Raw genomic sequence first — 17,562 nt, forward strand, 5'->3', positions numbered from 1 at the left:
CCCACAAATAGGGCGGCGGACCACGCCGCCGCGTTGACTTGACGTCTCAAAGCAAACCTCTGTGTTGTTTCACTCCGGGTGAAAGCCCGACAGAGGCGACAGAGGACTACCTGTCGCTCGATGCCCCCTCTTGTTCACAGAGTTTAACTTTTGCCGCCAAACGTTGCGATTCGTAAAAAGAGACGGAAATCACCTTTTTAGACATAAATAGCGAAATTTACAGTTTGCTACCCATGAGTTGGCGGAAGTGTGATGGATGTCACGTTTTGGTGCATGAGGTCGACTGCATTTGGTGCCTGCCAGACGAGCCTCCATGCATGCTTTCGGTTGTGCCTTGTTGCGGGCTGGGCCACCGGGCGAAACCGTGTACCAATATCTATCGTTTTCCGGACAACTTATGTTTGGGCAGATGCCTCTAATCCGCTACTCAGCAGCGGGTCAGGTGAACAAGCTTCAATACTTCAAAAGTATCGGAAGGGCACTTGTTTTGAAAACCTATGTACACCCTCGCACTCGACATCGGAATATTTGTGGCCGGCACGTTACTAGGCGTTGTGAGCATGTGCCTGCTCTTCGTCGCGCGGTCTGACGACTGACCCCGTCGCCGGGCAAAAAAAACGGGTCAGAGCTTGTGGCTCTGACCCGTTGATCTATCTGACGATATTGGTCGGTGTGAAAGGATTCGAACCTTCGACCCCTTGCACCCCATGCAAGTGCGCTACCAGGCTGCGCCACACACCGAAGCTCTCAATTATAGCCGGCTGAAATCACCGTCCGATGGTCAGCAGCTCACGAATTTCAAAAAGCTCGCGCCGCAGGTGCATCAGCTGCGACGGATCGACGATGCGGGCCGTGGCTTGCCGGAGTTCGGGGTTGTGGGCGTCTTCGTCCTGGTGCATGGCGGCATCGAACTCTTCCTGGTCGATCTCGACGGCTTCCATGCCCTCGAGCGGCACGATGCCGGCCTTGCGACGCTCGCGCTCGCCTTGCACGAGTTCTTGCAGCTTGTTGCGCGCGCCGCTGATGGTAAAGCCCTGGTCGTAGAGCAGATCGCGGATGCGGCGAATCATGAGCACCTCGTGGTGCTGGTAGTAGCGCCGGTTGCCGCGCCGCTTCATGGGGCGCAGTTGCGTGAACTCCTGCTCCCAATAGCGCAGCACGTGCGGCTTGACGCCACACAGCTCGCCAACCTCACCGATGGTGAAGTAGCGTTTGACGGGAATGGGCGGGAGCGTTTTCTCCATTGAAATCAAGACCGTGCGCGGGAAACCTTAGAGATTACTCTACGCACCCGCGCAGCGCCAAGCACTTATTCGGCGCCCAGGCTCCACTCGACCTCGGAAGTGCCGCTGGGCTCGATGCTCCCGTGGATCTGCTCCTTCAGCTTGGCGCTTGCGTGAAAGGTGGCCACGCGCCGCTCGCCGATGGGAATGGCTTCGCCGGTGCGCGGATTGCGGCCCGGCCGCGGTGCCTTCACGCGGATCTGGAAGTTGCCAAAGCCCGAAATCTTGACGTCGGTGCCTTCGATCAGGCTGTTGGCGATGAGGTCGAAGAAGGCCTCGACCATGTCCTTGGATTCGCGCTTGTTGAGGCCGATCTGCTCGAACAGCAGGTCGGCCAGGTGCGCCTTGGTGAGTGCGGGCGTTTCGAGGGCTTCGAGCGTGAATTCCGCGGCGTTCATTCTCATCACCCCCTCAGGCGCGCGCCGAGTCTGGCGCTCAATTGTTCGACGATGGCGCGCACGGCAGGTTCCACCTGCTCGTCGGTGAGCGTGGCGTTGTCGTCCTGGAAGCTCAGGCGAACCGCCATGCTCTTCTCCCCTTGCGCCAGGCCGCCCGATGCGGGCGCCGCGCCGTCGCGCGCAGGCTGTGGGCGATAGATGTCGAACAGCGTGGCGTCGCGCAGCAGCCCTTGCGCCGCGGCCGCCGATTGAATGGCCTGCATCAACGCATTGTGCGTGACGGATTCGGCCACGACTACGGCAATGTCGCGCTCGACGGCCTGGTGCTTGGGCACCGGCTGGGCCACGGGCACGGGCCGCGCGGTCACTGCGTCGAGGTCGAGTTCAAAAACCACGGGCGCCAGGGCAAAGTCCCACTTCTGGCGCCAGCGCGGATGCAGCTCGCCGACAAAGCCAATGGCCTTGCCGTCGATCAGCACGCGCGCGGAGCGGCCGGGGTGCAGGGCCGGATGCTCGGCCGCCTCGAAGCTGGGCACCAGCGGTGCGAGCAGCGCTTCGACGTCGCCCTTGGCGTCATAAAAATCGACGCGGTGCGGCTTGCCGTCCCAGCGCGCTTCTTCGGCGTCGCCCAGGGCAAGGCCGGCCACGCGCATGGGCTGGTGAACGCCGCGCACGGTGCTGTCGGTGGTGGCCACGCTGTCGTCGCGCAAGAACACGCGGCCCACTTCGAACACGCGCACGCGCGGGGCCTTGCGGTCGAGGTTGAACTTGAGCACCTGCAGCAGCGAGCCGATCAGCGACGAACGCATCACGCTCATCTGGCTGGCGATGGGGTTCAGCAGCTTGACGGGGTTGGCATTGCCGGCCAGGTCTTGCTCCCAGTGCGCTTCGACAAAACTGAAGTTGATGGTTTCCTGGTAGCCGAGCGCCGCAAGGCTGCGGCGCACCGCGAAGCGGCTGCGCTGGGCCTCGGGCCGCACGCGGGCGGTAATGGGCGCCAGCGGCGCGGTGGTCGGCAGGTTGTTGAAGCCGATCAGGCGCGCCACCTCTTCGATGAGGTCTTCTTCGATCAGCAGGTCGAAGCGGTGCGGCGGCGGCGTGACGGTCAATGTGCCCTCGCCTTCGCCAAGGGCAAAACCCAGGCGGCGCAGTGCGTCGGCGCATTGCGCCTGCGAGAGCGGCATGCCGATGACGCGCGCGGCACGCGCCACGCGCAGCGTGACGGGCATGGCCTCGGGCACGTTCAGGATCTTGTCGTCCATGGCGCCGGCCTGGCCGCCGCAGATCTCGATGACGAGTTGCGTGATGCGCTCGATGATTTCGACCGTGCGGCTCGGGTCGACGCCGCGCTCGTAGCGATGCCCGGCATCGGTCGAGAAGTTGAAGCGGCGCGAGCGGCCCTGAACGGCTTCGGGCCACCAGAACGCGGCCTCGACGTAGATGTTGCGCGTGTCGTCGGACACCGAGGTGGCATCGCCGCCCATGATGCCGGCAAGCGATTCGACGGCCTGGTCGTCGGCAATCACGCCCACCTTGTCGTCGACGCTGATGGTGTTGCCGTTCAGCAGCTTGAGCTGCTCGCCCGCCTTGCCCCAGCGCACGGTGAGGCCGCCGTGGATCTTGTCGAGGTCGAAGATGTGGCTGGGCTGGCCGTACTCGAACATGACGTAGTTCGAAATGTCGACCAGCGGCGTCACGCTGCGCTGGCCGCAGCGCGCCAGGCGTTCGACCATCCAGGCCGGCGTGGCGACCTTGGTGTTCACGCCGCGCACAATGCGGCCCGAAAAACGGCCGCAGAGTTCGGGCGCTTCCACCTTCACCGGCAGCACGTCGGCAAACGATGTTGCAACCGGCGCAATGGCGGGCGTCTTGAGCGGTGCCCCGGTGAGGGCCGAGAGTTCGCGTGCAATGCCGTACACGCTCAGGCCATGCGCGAGGTTGGGCGTGAGCTTCAGCGTAAGGAGCGCGTCGTCGAGCTTGAGCACGTCGCGCACGTCGGCGCCAATGGGCGCGTCGGCGTCGAGCTCGAGCAGGCCGCCGTGGTCTTCGCTCAGCTTGAGCTCGCGGGCCGAGCACAGCATGCCCTGGCTTTCGACGCCGCGCAGCTTGCCAAGCTTGATGAGAAAGGGCTTGCCGTCTTCGCCCGGCGGCAGTTCGGCGCCGACCAGCGCGCAGGGCACCTTGATGCCGACGCGCGCATTGGGTGCGCCGCACACGATGTTGAGCAAGGCGCCCTGCCCCGCGTCGACTTGGCACACGCGCAGGCGATCGGCGTTGGGGTGCTGCACGGCTTCCTTGATCTCGCCAACCACGATGCGGCTGAAGGGCGGCGCCACGGGGCGGCGCTCTTCGACCTCGAAGCCGCCCATGGTGAGCGTTTCGGCCAGCTCGGCACTGCCGAGAGGCGGGTTGCAGAACTCGCGCAGCCAGGATTCCGGGAATTGCATCTCTTCGATCTCGTATTCGGTTTTTCTATGGATGGGTGCTTACTGGAACTGCGAGAGAAAGCGCAAGTCGCCGTCGAAGAACAGTCGCAAGTCGTTCACGCCGTAGCGCAGCATCGTGAGGCGGTCGGGCCCCATGCCAAAGGCAAAGCCGATGTAGCGCTCGGGGTCGAGCCCCATGTTGCGCACCACGTTCGGGTGCACCTGGCCCGAACCGGCGACTTCGAGCCAGCGGCCGGCCAGCGGGCCGCTCGCAAACTGGATGTCGATTTCGGCGCTGGGCTCGGTAAAAGGAAAGAAGCTCGGGCGAAAGCGCAACACCAAGTCATCGCTCTCGAAGAAGGTGCGGCAGAAGTCGGTGAAGACGACCTTCAGGTCCTTGAAGCTCACGTTTTCGCCGAGCCACAGGCCTTCGCACTGGTGGAACATGGGCGAGTGCGTGGCGTCGCTGTCGACGCGGTAGGTGCGGCCGGGCGCAATCACGCGGATCTCGGGCGCCTTGACGGCACCGGTGGTGTCGGCTGCCGCGGCGGCAAACTCGGCCGCGTACTTCTTGATGTGCTGATGCGCATAGCGCACCTGCATCGGGCTGGTGTGCGGACGCAGGTTGTACGGAATGCCGTCGTCGCCGTTCAGGTCGACATAGAAGGTGTCCTGCATCGAACGCGCAGGATGGTTCGGCGGGTTGTTGAGCGAGGTGAAGCTGTGCCAGTCGCTCTCGATCTCCGGGCCGTCGGCCACGTCGAAGCCCATGCTGGAGAAGATCTCCTCGATGCGCTCCAGGGTGCGGCTCACCGGGTGCAAGCCACCCGGATTGCGGCGGCTGCCGGGCAGGCTCACGTCGAGGGCCTCGGCGCGCAGCTGCAGCGAAAGCTCTTCGTCGGCCAGTTGCTGGCGGCGTTCGGTCAGCGAGGACTCGATGGCCTGCTTGGCCACGTTGATTGCGGCGCCGCGCGACTTCTTCTCGTCGACGCTGAGCGCGGCCATGCCCTTCATCAGCTCGGTGATGCGGCCCGACTTGCCGAGGAACTGCGCCTTGGCGTTCTCGAGCTCGGCGGGCGTTTTCGCTTCGGCGAAGGCGGCGCGTGCGGTGGCGACCAGGGAGTCCAACTCGTTCATAGCAACAGAAAATAGGCGGGGAAATAAAAAAAGAGCTGGAGCCTTTTCAAGCGCCAGCCCTTGTGTCGTGGGCGCAGGAGGCTGCCACGAAGGCAGCCGCCCTTGCTTTACAGGATCAAGCAGCCAGCTTGGCCTTGACCTGCTCCACGATGCCGGCAAAAGCGGCCTTGTCGTGCACTGCGATGTCCGCAAGCATCTTGCGGTCGATCTCGATTCCGGCCTTGCGGATGCCGTTTGCAAACTGGCTGTAGGTCAGGCCCAGTTCGCGCGAGGCGGCGTTGATACGCGCGATCCACAGTTGACGGAAAACGCGCTTCTTGTTGCGGCGGTCACGGTAGGCATATTGCCCAGCCTTCATCACCGCCTGTTTGGCGATGCGGAAGACATTACCGCGGCGACCGCGGAAACCCTTGGCGAGTGCGAGAACTTTCTTGTGGCGGGCGCGAGCCGTTACACCACGTTTGACGCGAGGCATGTGTGTACTCCTTGTTCGTCTGAGTTAAATGCCACGGCCGGGCAGCATGGCGGCGACAGAAACCATGTTGGTTTCATGCACTGCGACTGCACCACGCAGGTGACGCTTGTTCTTGGTGGTCTTCTTCGTCAAGATGTGACGCTTGAAGGCTTGACCGCGCTTGACGGTGCCACCGGGACGAACGCGGAAACGTTTTTTCGCGCTGCTCTTGGTCTTCATTTTGGGCATGTGAATGCTCCTTTAGTTTGTGCTCGTGAGGCGCCGCGGATACTCCACGGACTTGTTGGCCCCGAGACACTTCTTTATCTCGCCCCTGCCTGCTCTTCTTGCGAAGCGCCGGCAACGGCGAAATTCTTTAAAACCCTGCTATCTATCTCTCTGTCACCCAACCAGCCTTTTCAGGCTGCCGCGGGCGCCGACGTTTCCGACGACACGGGCTTGGCGGTACCACCGCCACCCGGTTTCTTGCGGCCCGGAGCGATCATCATGATCATCTGCCGGCCTTCGAGCTTGGGAAACTGCTCCACGACGATCAGGTCGCCCAGCTCATCGCGAATGCGCTGCAGCAAGGCCAGGCCGAGTTCCTGGTGCGTGATCTCGCGGCCGCGGAAGCGCAGCGTGATCTTGCATTTGTCACCCTCTTCAAGAAAGCGCTTGATGTTGCGCATCTTGATGTTGTAGTCGCCATCGTCGGTACCGGGCCGGAACTTGATTTCCTTGACCTCGATGACCTTCTGCTTCGACTTCGCCTCGGCCGCCTTCTTCTGCTCGTGGTACTTGAACTTGCCGTACTCGATCAGGCGGCACACTGGCGGATTGGCCGCGGCGACGACCTCCACCAGATCCACGTCAGCCTCACCGGCAAGGCGCAAGGCCTCGGAGAGACTCATAACACCCAATGGCTCGTTTTCCGGGCCTACAAGGCGGACTTCCGGGGCCATGATTTCCCGGTTCAGGCGGTGTTGGCGTTCCTCGCGGTGGCGGCGGTCGCGAAATGCAGTAGCGATGGTCAGAATCCTTCAAAAATTGCTACAAAATCTGTAGCGGAAGCCGGGTCAGTCCTCGCGGACAAGCGGCATGATTTGGTCGAGAAACACAAGTTGGGGTGCTTCTGGGACTAATCAACGCTTGTCAGCAATATCCTGGTCGAGCCGCTGCTTGAACGATTCGAGGGACATTGCACCGAGGTCTTGGTTGCCCCGGGCGCGCACTGCGACGGCACCAGCTTCCTTCTCTTTGTCGCCTACGACAATGATGTAAGGGAGCTTTTGCAACGAATGCTTCCGTATTTTATACGTAATCTTCTCGTTGTGCAGATCCAGCTGAACCCTAAGCCCTTGATTCTCCAGCGTTTTCGCCACTGAAGCGGCGTAATCGGCCTGCCCTTCGCTGATATTGAGCACCGCCACCTGCACCGGAGCGAGCCACGCGGGCAGTGCGCCGGCGTGGTGTTCGATCAGCATGCCGATGAAGCGCTCGAGGCTGCCCACGATGGCGCGGTGCAGCATGACGGGGTGCGCGCGGCCGCTCGACTCGGTGACGTATTCGCCGCCCAGCCGTTCGGCCGTGTTGAAGTCGACCTGCATCGTGCCGCACTGCCACTGGCGGCCCAGCGCGTCCTTCAGCGTGTACTCGATCTTGGGGCCATAGAAGGCGCCGTCGCCGGGCGAGATGATGAAGTCGACGCCCGAGCGGCGCAGCGCTTCCATGACCGCATGCTCGGCCTTGTCCCACAGCTCGTCGGAGCCCACGCGGTTGTCGGGCCGCGTGGCCACCTTGTAGAGGATGTCCGTGAAGCCGAAGTCGGCATAGACCTTCTGCAATTGCTCCGTGTAGGCGATGCATTCGTCGAGGATCTGGTCTTCGGTGCAGAAGATGTGCCCGTCGTCCTGCGTGAAGCCGCGCACGCGCATGATGCCGTGCAGCGCGCCGCTGGGTTCGTTGCGGTGGCACTGGCCGAACTCGCCGTAGCGCAGCGGCAGGTCGCGGTAGCTGCGCAGGTCGCTCTTGAAGATGAGCACGTGGCCGGGGCAGTTCATCGGCTTGAGCGCGTATTCGCGCTTTTCCGACTCCGTCGTGAACATGTTGTCGCGGTAGTTCTGCCAGTGGCCCGTTTTCTCCCACAGGCTCTTGTCGAGAATCTGCGGGCCCTTCACTTCCCAGTAGCCCGTGTCGCGGTAGATGCCGCGCATGTACTGTTCCACCGCCTGCCACACGGCCCAGCCCTTGGGGTGCCAGAACACCACGCCCGGCGCCACTTCGTCGATGTGGAACAGGTCGAGCTCCTTGCCGAGCTTGCGGTGGTCGCGCTTCTCGGCCTCTTCGATGCGCTGGATGTACTGGTCGAGCTGCTTCTTGTCGGCCCAGGCCGTGCCGTAGACGCGCTGCAGCTGCTCGTTCTTGGCGTCGCCGCGCCAGTAGGCGCCGGCCAGCTTGGTGAGCTTGAAGACCTTCAGGAAGCGCGTGTTCGGCACGTGCGGGCCGCGGCACATGTCGACGTATTCCTGGTGGTAGTAGAGGCCCATGGCCTGCTCGTCGGGCATGTCTTCGACGAGGCGCAGCTTGTAGTCTTCGCCGCGCGACTTGAAGACCTCGATGACTTCGGCACGCGGCGTCATCTTCTTGACCACGTCGTAGTCCTGCGCAATCAGCTCCTTCATGCGCGCCTCGATGGCGGCCATGTCTTCGGGCGTGAAGGGGCGCTCGTACGAGATGTCGTAATAAAAGCCCTCCTCGATCACCGGCCCGATGACCATCTTGGCCGTCGGGTAGAGCTGCTTCACGGCGTGGCCGACGAGGTGGGCCGTCGAGTGGCGGATGATCTCCAGGCCCTCGTCGTCCTTGGGCGTGATGATCTGCAGCTTGGCGTCGCGGTCGATGACGTCGCTGGCATCGACCAGCTTGCCGTCGACCTTGCCGGCCACCGTCATCTTGGCGAGCCCGGGTCCGATGGACTGGGCAACTTCGGCCACCGAAACCGGGCCGGGGAACTCGCGGCGCGAGTTGTCGGGAAGCGTGATCTGGATCATGAAAAACCTCGGGGCGAAAAAACAAAAAGCGCGGTGACTGGCCGCGCTTTGCTTGGTTTGGGAGCTGGCAGAAACCAGCGAGCGCGGGCTACCGGCTCTTTCCTTCGAAGACGAAGAAAAAGCCGCTCGATCCTTGCGGAGTAGTTCGCGGTGTCATAACCAAGGTGCCTTTCTCGCTCTTGTTGGGTGCAGAGAGCCGCAATTCTATCCGCTGCCCGTGCGAGCCCATTGGCTGCCGGGTTTTGCGGTTTCCCACAAAAAAAGCCCGGCGCTAGGCCGGGCTGGATGGTGACAGCGAATCGTCTTTGTCGGCGATCAGCGGGTCAGTGGAACTGTTCTTCTTCGGTCGAGCCGGTCAGCGCCGTGACGCTGGACTTGCCGCCCTGGATGACCGTGGTCACCTCGTCGAAGTAACCGGTGCCCACTTCCTGCTGGTGCGATACGAAGGTGTAGCCGCGGTCGCGCGCCGCGAACTCGGGCTCTTGCACCTTCTCGACGTAGGCCGACATGCCGCGCTGCACGTAGTCCTGGGCCAGGTCGAACATGTTGAACCACATCGAATGGATGCCGGCCAGCGTGATGAACTGGTACTTGTAGCCCATGGCGCCCAGTTCCTTCTGGAACTTGGCAATGGTGGCGTCGTCGAGGTTCTTCTTCCAGTTGAACGAAGGCGAGCAGTTGTAGGCCAGCATCTTGCCGGGGTGCACCTTGTGCACGGCTTCGGCGAACTTGCGGGCGAACTCGAGGTCGGGCGTGCCGGTTTCGCACCACACCAGGTCGGCGTAGTACGCATAGGCGATAGCGCGGCTGATGGCCTGGTCCATGCCCTTCCTGGTCTTGTAGAAGCCTTCGGCGGTGCGCTCGCCGGTCAGGAACGGCTTGTCGTTCTCGTCGTAGTCGCTGGTGATGAGGTCGGCCGCTTCGGCGTCGGTGCGGGCAATCACGAGCGTTGGCGTACCGCAAACGTCGGCGGCCATGCGCGCGGCGACGAGCTTCTGCACGGCTTCCGTGGTGGGCACCAGCACCTTGCCGCCCATGTGGCCGCACTTCTTGACCGAGGCGAGCTGGTCTTCGAAGTGCACGCCGCCGGCGCCGGCCTTGATCATGGCCTTCATCAGCTCGAAGCCGTTCAGCACGCCGCCAAAGCCGGCTTCAGCGTCCGCAACGATGGGCGCGAAGTAGTCGACATAGCCCTTGTCGCCGGGATTCACGTTCTTGGACCACTGGATTTCGTCCGCGCGGCGAAAGGTGTTGTTGATGCGCTCGACCACGGTCGGCACCGAGTCCACCGGGTACAGCGACTGGTCGGGGTACATGGCCGAGTAGGTGTTGGCGTCCGCGGCAACCTGCCAGCCCGACAGGTAGATGGCCTTCACGCCGGCCTTCACCTGCTGCATGGCCTGGCCGCCCGTGAGCGCGCCGAGGCAATTGACGTAGGGCTCGTTGTTCACCAGCTCCCAGAGCTTCTCGGCGCCGCGGCGTGCCAGCGTGTGCTCGATGGGGAACGAACCGCGAAGGCGCACCACGTCGGCGGCGCTGTAGCCGCGCTTGATGCCCTTCCAGCGGGGATTGGTGGCCCATTCTTTCTCGAGGGCGGCAATTTGCTGTTCGCGGCTCAGTTGTTCGGTGAGGGTCTGGGGCATGGTCACTCCGTGAGGTTGATTGAAAGATGGGCGCTGCGGCCGTGGAGTCACTGTAAACCGATCTCGGACTCTTATGTCTTATAGAAGACATATTTTTATCACAGCAAAATCAATGACTTACGGATAGATTTCTCAATGCAAAATTATTTTTCTCATATCGAGAAAAAATATTGCGGCGCAGCAGTCGCCAATTTCACGATGTGCAACGGGCCTTTCAGGCGTGAAAACGAGGCCCGCGAGACTGGCCTTACCTGGCCGCCGCGTGCGCGATCCAGTCGCCGCTCCTGATCACCGCACGGCCTGCGATGCGCGACGGATGGATCTCGTAGACCAGGCATTCGAACTGCTGCGCGCCCGCTTCCAGCGTCACATGGCGCCTGATGTATTCGCCGGCGTCGTCGTCGGCAACTTCTTCGAGCACGTCGAGCGCCGCTTCCACCTCGGGCTCGATGCGGTAGATCTCGCCCACCACGCGCCCTTTTCCGCCCAGCACCACGCCGGGGTAGGCGCCCAGGTCGTACAGCGTGCCCGCAATGGCGGCATCGGCCACGTGGAATGGTTCGGGCCGGAAGCGCGCGATGTCGTTGCGCCCGCCGCGGCGCAACGTGCCGTAGACAAACACGTGACGCGAAGTGCGTGCACCTGGCAAGCCATCGGATTTCGGCGACTGCGGCATCATTGAATCCATCGTTCCAGCAACAAGCCATCGAGTCTATTGAACACCGCTGTCCCCGCCTCCAGCCGGCTCGTCGCCTATGGCTGCCTGGCCTTGAGCATGTCGCTCGTCGGCAGTTATGCCGCCCTCTCCAAACCATTGGTCGCCGCCTTTCCGGTGTTGCTGCTCGCGTGGCTTCGCTTCGGCATCGCCGCGCTCGCCATGCCGCACTGGCTGCAGCGCCCACCGGGCGAACCGCCCATGAGCGGTCGCACCCGCGGCCTGGTCTTTCTCGAATCGTTTCTCGGCAACTTCCTGTTCTCGATCTGCATGCTGTTCGGCGTGAGCCTCACGAGTGCGGTGTCGGCCGGCGTGATCATGGCGTCCATTCCGGCGGCCGTGGCGGTTGCGAGCTGGCTCTTCCTGCGCGAGCGCATCACGGTGCGCATCGGCCTGGCCATCGGCTGCGCAGCGGTCGGCATCGGGCTGCTCGCGCTCACGCCGGCGCACGCTCCAGCCACCGCAGAGGGCTCTGCGCGCTCGTCCATGCCCTGGCTCGGCAACCTGCTCGTGTTCTGCGCGGTGCTTTGCGAAACGGCCTACGCGGTGATCGGCAAGTCGCTCACCGGCCACCTCGGCCCCAAGCGGATCTCGTCGCTCATCAACCTGTGGGGCTTCGTGCTGTCGATGCCCTTCGGCATCTGGTTCGCACTGCAGTTCGACTTCTCGGCCGTGCGCTTGGGCACCTGGGCCTTGCTCGTGGTCTACGCGCTTGCCGCAAGCATCTGGACCGTGTGGCTGTGGATGACGGGCCTGCGCCACGTGCCTGCCGCGCAAGCGGGTGTTTTCGCGGTGATGCTGCCCGTGAGCGCGGCCCTCGTGGGCGTGCTGGTGCTCGGTGAGAGCCTCTCCTGGGCACAGCTCATTGCGTTCGCGCTTGCGCTCATTGGCGTGGTGCTGGCGACGTGGCCCGAACGCCGAAGCTGAAAACCACGGGTTCTCCCCTCTGAAAAAACAACAGCTCCCAATGAAAAAAGCGCTTTTTCCCTTGGAAACGCGTTTTTTCTCCTTTAGCATCCGCAATGCCACTGGAGACGCAAGTTTTTCATTGGTGAACGTTCAACCAAAAAAGGAAATCAACCATGGCAACTGCAAAGAAGGCTCCGGCCAAGAAAGCTCCGGCAAAGAAGGCCGCTCCCGCAAAGAAGGCTGCGGCTCCTGCGAAGAAGGCCGCACCGGCCAAGAAGGCTGCTCCCGCAAAGAAGGCTGCTGCTCCTGCGAAGAAGGCTGCTCCGGCGAAGAAGGCTGCTCCCGCAAAGAAGGCCGCTCCCGCCAAGAAGCGCACGCCCAACGCCGCGTTCATGAAGGCCCTGACCCCCAGCCCGGCACTCGCCGCTGTGGTCGGTTCGACGCCTCTGCCGCGCACCGCAGTGGTGAGCAAGCTGTGGGACTACATCAAGAAGAACAACCTTCAAGACAAGGCCAACAAGCGCAACATCAACGCCGACGCCAAGCTGAAGGAAATCTTCGGCAAGCCGCAAGTGTCGATGTTCGAACTGGCCGCGCTGATCGGCAAGCACGTCAAGTAAGCGCTCGGGCACTGCGCGTCCATCGCGCTCCCGAATCAAAAAGCCGGCACATGCCGGCTTTTTTTTGTCCGCGGCCGGCGCGCATGCCGGCTTCCTCCGCCGGTCTTCTCACGCCCGGGCCTGGGCCGCACGCGTGATCGACGCGAGCGTGCCGCGGGTGGTGATTACCTCGGGGTCGAGTGGAATCTCGATCAGCGTGCCGGTGTCGGCCGCCAGCGCGCGCAGCAGCGCGGCTTCGAACTGCGAGGTTTCCGTCACGCGCTCGGCAACGTAGCCGTAGGCCCGCGCAAGGCCGCAGAAGTCGGGGTTGCGCAACGCAGTGCCGCTCGCGCGATCCGGATATTCACGCTCCTGGTGCATGCGGATGGTGCCGAACATGCCGTTGTTCAGCAGCACGATGATGCTCTTGCCGCCGTGCTGCGAAGCCGTCGCGAGCTCCTGCCCCGTCATCAGGAAATCGCCGTCGCCCGCAATGGTGAAGGCCACGCGGCCGGTGGCCAGGTTGGCCGCGATGCCCGCAGGCACCCCATAGCCCATGGCGCCGCTGGTGGGCGCGAGCTGCGTCTTGTGGCCCTTCGCGAGCCCGTGATAGCGAAAGTAGCGATGCACCCAGCTCGCAAAATTGCCCGCGCCGTTGGTGATGGCCGCATCCGGCGGCAGGTGCTTCTGCAGCAGCGCGACCACAGCCGCCATGTCGACGAGGCCTCGCGGAGTTTCGGCCGGCATGCCAGCCAGCGCCTGCGGCTCCAGGTTCGCCTCGTAGTCGGCATGGGCCTGTACGGCCCACTCTTCCCACGGCAGGGTGGTGGGCGCGCTCAGCACCTCGAGGCTGCGCGCGGCCGCACTCATGCCGGCGTTGATTGCAAGGTCGGCCTGGTAGACGCGGTTGAGCTCCTCGGCACTGGCGTGGATGTGCACCAGCTTTTGCCGGGCCTTCGGCGCCTCCAGCAGGGTGTAGCCGCCGGTGGTCATCTCGCCCAGCCGCGGACCGATGGCGATGATCAGGTCGCTGTCTTTCACGCGCTGCGCCAGCTTGGGGTTGATGGCAATGCCGACGTCGCCCGCGTACAGCGGATGGTGGTTGTCGAAGGTGTCCTGGAAGCGGAAGGCGTTGGCCACCGGCAGCCGCCAGTTCTCGGCAAAGCGCTGCAGCGCCTGCGCGGCCTGCGCCGTCCAGCCGCCGCCGCCCGCGATCACCAGCGGCCGCTGCGACTTCAGCAGCAGTTCGCGCAGGGTGCGCAGTGCGCCGGGGTCGCTCCAGGGCTGAACGGCTTCGACGCGCGGCAGCGGCCGCGATGCGGTCTGCGCGCGCAGCATGTCTTCGGGCAGCACCAGCACCACCGGCCCCGGCCGCCCGTTCATCGCCGTGGCAAAAGCGCGCGCCACGTACTCGGGGATGCGGTTCGCGTCGTCGATGCGCTCCACACGCTTGGCAAAGCCCTTGGTGCTCGGCCCGAAGAAGCTGCCGTAGTCCACCTCCTGGAAGGCCTCGCGGTCGCGGAAGTCGCTGCCCACGTCGCCCACGAACAGCACCATCGGCGTCGAATCCTGGAAGGCGTTGTGCACGCCGATCGATGCGTTGGTGGCGCCCGGCCCGCGGGTGACGAAGCACACGCCCGGCCGGCCGGTGAGTTTGCCGTGCGCCTCCGCCATGAAGGCTGCGCCGCCCTCCTGCCGGTTGACGATGAAGCGGGCGCGGTCGCGGTAGGCATGAAAGCCGTCGAGCACCGCCAGAAAGCTTTCGCCCGGAACACCGAACGCGATCTCCATGCCCTGCTCGATCAGGCATTCGACGATCAGGTGGCCGGCGGGTTGTGATGTACTCATGAGAAGTCGAACCTCAGCTGCAAATGTCTCCGGCAATTATGTGCGTCCGCTCCCAACGCCTTGTGTTAATTCACCAATTGGTTAAATTCGCGCCATGAAGGCCTCCAAGGATTTCCCGCCCGAAACGGTCGAGCCGCGCTCGCGCGACGCCGACCGCTCGCAACTCGCGATTCTTGCTTCGGCGCGCGACGAGTTCGCCGAACGGGGCCTGGCCGGCGCGCGCATGGACAGCATCGCGGCGCGCGCAGGCCTGAACAAGCGCCTCATCTACTACTACTTCGGCAGCAAGGACGACCTGTTCCTGGCAGTGCTCGAACGCACCTACGCCGACATCCGCGAGGCCGAGCAACAGCTGCACCTGGACGAGATTGACCCGGTCGAGGCCATTCGCCAGCTGGTCTCGTTCACCTGGCACTACTACCTCGAGCATCCCGAGTTCATCACGCTGCTGAACAGCGAGAACCTGCATTGCGCCGAACACCTCAAGCGCTCCGAGCGCATCCAGGAAATGAACTCGCCGCTGGTGCAGCTGCTCGACACGGTGCTCGAACGCGGCAAGCGCGACAAGCTGTTCCGCGCCGGCGTCGACCCGGTGCAGCTGTACATCTCGATCGCCTCGCTGTGCTACTTCTACCTCTCGAACAACCACACGCTCTCGGCCGTCTTCGGCCGTGACCTGCGCGCGCCCAAAGCGATGGCCCAGCGCCTCTCGCACATGACCGACCTCGTGCTGGGCTACGTCCTGCACTGAGCCTGCGGGCGCCTTCCTGCATCTCCGGGTATTTACCGATCAGCAGCGGTTGCGCTGCGGCGGCAGCCTTTCTAGAATCCACAATTCACTCACTGGTGAATTAATCGGCAAGACAAGGCGGCCCGACCGCACGGAGACAACCCATGAAGCAACTTGTACGCACCACTGCACTCGCCACGCTCACCTGCCTCGCCGCCTTGATGCCGGGCCTGGCGCCGGCACAGAGCGGGTATCCCAACAAGCCCATCCGCGTCATCGTGCCGTTCGCGGCCGGCAGCACCACCGACATCATTGCCCGCGCCATCGCCGACAAGATGGGCCAGAGCATGGGCCAGACGCTGGTGGTGGACAACCGCGGCGGCGCCAGCGGCACCATCGGCCAGCAGGCCGTGGCCACGGCGGCGCCGGACGGCTACACGATCATGATTCACTCGTCGTCGCACACGGTGAGCCCTTCCACCTTCGCGAAGCTGCCGTTCGACACGGTGAACGACTTCGCCGGTGTCACGCCCATTTCGTCGCTGCCCAATGCGCTGGTGATCTCGCCCTCGAAGAACATCAAGACGCTGCAGGAGCTGGTTGCGGCGGCCAAGGCCAAGCCCGGCACCATCAACTTCGCCTCGGCGGGCCAGGGCAGCGCCACCCACCTCAACGCCGAGAAGTTCAAGCTGGCCGCGAAGATCGACGCCACCAACATCCCGTTCAAGGGCTCGGCCGAGGCCGTGACGGAAGTGCTGTCGGGCCGGGTCGACTATTACTTCTCGCCCATCGCGCCGGTCATCGGCCAGATCAAGGAAGGCCAGTTGATCGCACTGGCAGTGGGTTCGCCCAAGCGCGCGGCCGCCCTGCCCGACGTGCCCACTACCACCGAGGCCGGTGTGCCCGGCTCCGAGTTCAACTTCTGGATCGGCATGATGGCACCGGCCAAGACGCCGCGCGACATCGTCAACCGGCTGCACGACGAAGTGGCAAAGGCGCTGGCTTCGCCCGAGGTCAAGGAGCGCTTCCTGAAGCTCGGCGCCGACGCCTGGACGCTCAAGCCCGAGCAGTTCGACGCCTACATCAAGGACGAGATCAAGACCAACGCAACGCTGGTCAAGGCTGCCGGCCTGACGCCGACGCAGTAATCCGCCCCCTTCCTTTCTCCTCCTCTTTCCCCAACTCTTTTCGGCTGAAGACATGGCTACACAACGACTCGGAATCATCATGCACGGCGTCACCGGCCGCATGGGCATGAACCAGCACCTGATCCGCTCGATCTGCGCGATCCGCGCGCAAGGCGGTGTCACGCTGTCGAATGGCGACAAGGTCATGCCCGACCCGATCCTCATCGGCCGCAACGCCGAGAAGATGGAAACGCTCGCCAAGACGCACAACATCGCGCGCTGGGGCACCGACCTCGACAAGGCGCTCGAGAACAAGGACGACACGATTTTCTTCGACGCGGGCACCACGCAGATGCGCCCCACGCTGCTGGCCAAGGCCATCCGCGCCGGCAAGCACGTGTATTGCGAGAAGCCGATCGCCACCAACCTGAACGAGGCCGTCGAAATTGCCCGCCTGGCGGAAGGCTCGGGCCTGAAGCACGGCGCCGTGCAGGACAAGCTCTTCTTGCCGGGCCTGCGCAAGCTCGACATGCTGCGCCGCGCCGGTTTCTTCGGCCGCATGCTCAGTGTGCGACTGGAGTTCGGCTACTGGGTGTTCGAGGGCGACCTGCAGCCCATCCAGCGCCCGAGCTGGAACTACCGCAAGGAAGACGGCGGCGGCATGATCCTGGACATGATGTGCCACTGGCGCTACGTGCTTGACAACCTGTTCGGCGAGGTGAAGTCGGTCTCGTGCCTGGGTGCCACCCACATTCCCAAGCGCTGGGACGAAGCCGGCAAGCCCTATGAAGCCACCGCCGACGACGCGGCCTATGCCACCTGCGAACTCACGGGCCACAACGGCGAGCCGGTGATCGCGCAGATCAACATGAGCTGGGTCACGCGCGTGCGGCGCGACGACCTCGTGACCTTCCACGTCGATGGCACCCACGGCTCGGCCGTGGCGGGCCTGTCGAGCTGCCGCGCCCAGTCGCGCGTGGCCACGCCGCGCCCGGTGTGGAACCCCGACGAGAAGCAGATGATGAATTTCTTCGACCAGTGGCAGGAGATTCCGGATTCTCAGGTGTACGACAACGGCTTCAAGATCCAGTGGGAGCACTTCATTCGCCACGTGGTCGAGAACGAGCCCTACAAGTGGACGCTGCCCGAGGGCGCCAAGGGCGTGCAGCTGGTCGAGGCCGCGCTGGAGTCGTGGAAGGACCGCCGCTGGATCGATGTGCCGCAGCTGAAGATCTGAGGCGGC

At 63.8% G+C, this 17,562-nt stretch carries 16 protein-coding genes and 1 tRNA gene; 5 read left to right on the top strand and 12 right to left on the bottom strand.

Annotated elements, in window-relative coordinates; all coding sequences use genetic code 11:
- Positions 1-664: 664 nt before the first annotated feature.
- The 11 genes from ACAM55_RS15635 to ACAM55_RS15685 all read right to left on the bottom strand — a co-directional run bounded on the left by ACAM55_RS15635 (position 665) and on the right by ACAM55_RS15685 (position 11,067).
- A tRNA-Pro gene (locus tag ACAM55_RS15635) sits at positions 665-741 on the bottom strand.
- Between the two features lie 26 nt (positions 742-767).
- Positions 768-1,244, bottom strand: coding sequence for a MerR family transcriptional regulator (locus ACAM55_RS15640; RefSeq protein WP_369652439.1), 477 nt, complete (start codon positions 1,242-1,244; stop codon positions 768-770).
- A gap of 65 nt (positions 1,245-1,309) precedes the next feature.
- The gene (locus ACAM55_RS15645) at positions 1,310-1,681 is read right to left on the bottom strand and encodes an integration host factor subunit alpha (protein ID WP_055804702.1); all 372 of its coding nucleotides are present in this window, start codon (positions 1,679-1,681) and stop codon (positions 1,310-1,312) included.
- A gap of 5 nt (positions 1,682-1,686) precedes the next feature.
- The gene (gene pheT / locus ACAM55_RS15650; RefSeq protein WP_369652440.1) at positions 1,687-4,128 is read right to left on the bottom strand and encodes a phenylalanine--tRNA ligase subunit beta; all 2,442 of its coding nucleotides are present in this window, start codon (positions 4,126-4,128) and stop codon (positions 1,687-1,689) included.
- A 39-nt stretch (positions 4,129-4,167) separates the two neighbouring features.
- The gene (pheS, locus tag ACAM55_RS15655) at positions 4,168-5,244 is read right to left on the bottom strand and encodes a phenylalanine--tRNA ligase subunit alpha (protein ID WP_369652441.1); all 1,077 of its coding nucleotides are present in this window, start codon (positions 5,242-5,244) and stop codon (positions 4,168-4,170) included.
- A gap of 115 nt (positions 5,245-5,359) precedes the next feature.
- On the bottom strand, positions 5,360-5,719 hold the full coding sequence (gene rplT, locus ACAM55_RS15660) for a 50S ribosomal protein L20 (RefSeq protein WP_055804712.1): 360 nt from the start codon (positions 5,717-5,719) through the stop codon (positions 5,360-5,362).
- A gap of 24 nt (positions 5,720-5,743) precedes the next feature.
- Positions 5,744-5,947 (bottom strand): 50S ribosomal protein L35, encoded by a 204-nt coding sequence (gene rpmI, locus ACAM55_RS15665; RefSeq protein ID WP_007832497.1) that lies wholly within the window; start codon positions 5,945-5,947, stop codon positions 5,744-5,746.
- Between the two features lie 170 nt (positions 5,948-6,117).
- Positions 6,118-6,735: a translation initiation factor IF-3 gene (infC, locus tag ACAM55_RS15670; RefSeq protein WP_369656410.1), complete on the bottom strand. Its 618-nt coding sequence runs from the start codon at positions 6,733-6,735 to the stop codon at positions 6,118-6,120.
- A 105-nt stretch (positions 6,736-6,840) separates the two neighbouring features.
- Positions 6,841-8,748: a threonine--tRNA ligase gene (thrS, locus tag ACAM55_RS15675; protein ID WP_369652442.1), complete on the bottom strand. Its 1,908-nt coding sequence runs from the start codon at positions 8,746-8,748 to the stop codon at positions 6,841-6,843.
- Positions 8,749-9,071: 323 nt separating this feature from the next.
- The gene (gene aceA, locus ACAM55_RS15680; RefSeq protein WP_369652443.1) at positions 9,072-10,391 is read right to left on the bottom strand and encodes an isocitrate lyase; all 1,320 of its coding nucleotides are present in this window, start codon (positions 10,389-10,391) and stop codon (positions 9,072-9,074) included.
- A 247-nt stretch (positions 10,392-10,638) separates the two neighbouring features.
- A complete protein-coding gene (locus ACAM55_RS15685; RefSeq protein WP_369656411.1) occupies positions 10,639-11,067 on the bottom strand; it encodes a gamma-glutamylcyclotransferase in 429 nt (142 codons plus the stop codon).
- 39 nt (positions 11,068-11,106) lie between these two features.
- On the opposite strand from ACAM55_RS15685, the gene ACAM55_RS15690 reads away from it, so the two are divergent.
- Both ACAM55_RS15690 and ACAM55_RS15695 read left to right on the top strand, forming a co-directional pair.
- On the top strand, positions 11,107-12,033 hold the full coding sequence (locus ACAM55_RS15690; protein WP_369652444.1) for a DMT family transporter: 927 nt from the start codon (positions 11,107-11,109) through the stop codon (positions 12,031-12,033).
- Between the two features lie 155 nt (positions 12,034-12,188).
- Positions 12,189-12,635 (top strand): SWIB/MDM2 domain-containing protein, encoded by a 447-nt coding sequence (locus ACAM55_RS15695; protein ID WP_354398537.1) that lies wholly within the window; start codon positions 12,189-12,191, stop codon positions 12,633-12,635.
- A gap of 108 nt (positions 12,636-12,743) precedes the next feature.
- Here ACAM55_RS15695 and ACAM55_RS15700 read toward each other — a convergent pair whose 3' ends face one another.
- The gene (locus tag ACAM55_RS15700) at positions 12,744-14,462 is read right to left on the bottom strand and encodes a thiamine pyrophosphate-binding protein (RefSeq protein ID WP_369652445.1); all 1,719 of its coding nucleotides are present in this window, start codon (positions 14,460-14,462) and stop codon (positions 12,744-12,746) included.
- 94 nt (positions 14,463-14,556) lie between these two features.
- On the opposite strand from ACAM55_RS15700, the gene ACAM55_RS15705 reads away from it, so the two are divergent.
- From ACAM55_RS15705 to ACAM55_RS15715, 3 genes are all read left to right on the top strand, one after another.
- A complete protein-coding gene (locus ACAM55_RS15705; RefSeq protein WP_369652446.1) occupies positions 14,557-15,213 on the top strand; it encodes a TetR/AcrR family transcriptional regulator in 657 nt (218 codons plus the stop codon).
- A gap of 143 nt (positions 15,214-15,356) precedes the next feature.
- The gene (locus ACAM55_RS15710) at positions 15,357-16,340 is read left to right on the top strand and encodes a tripartite tricarboxylate transporter substrate binding protein (protein ID WP_369652447.1); all 984 of its coding nucleotides are present in this window, start codon (positions 15,357-15,359) and stop codon (positions 16,338-16,340) included.
- A gap of 52 nt (positions 16,341-16,392) precedes the next feature.
- Entirely contained in the window at positions 16,393-17,556 is a 1,164-nt protein-coding gene (locus ACAM55_RS15715) for a Gfo/Idh/MocA family protein (protein WP_369652448.1), read from the top strand.
- Positions 17,557-17,562: the final 6 nt, after the last annotated feature.

The sequence above is a fragment of the Variovorax sp. V213 genome, assembly GCF_041154455.1.
GTDB lineage: Bacteria > Pseudomonadota > Gammaproteobacteria > Burkholderiales > Burkholderiaceae_C > Variovorax.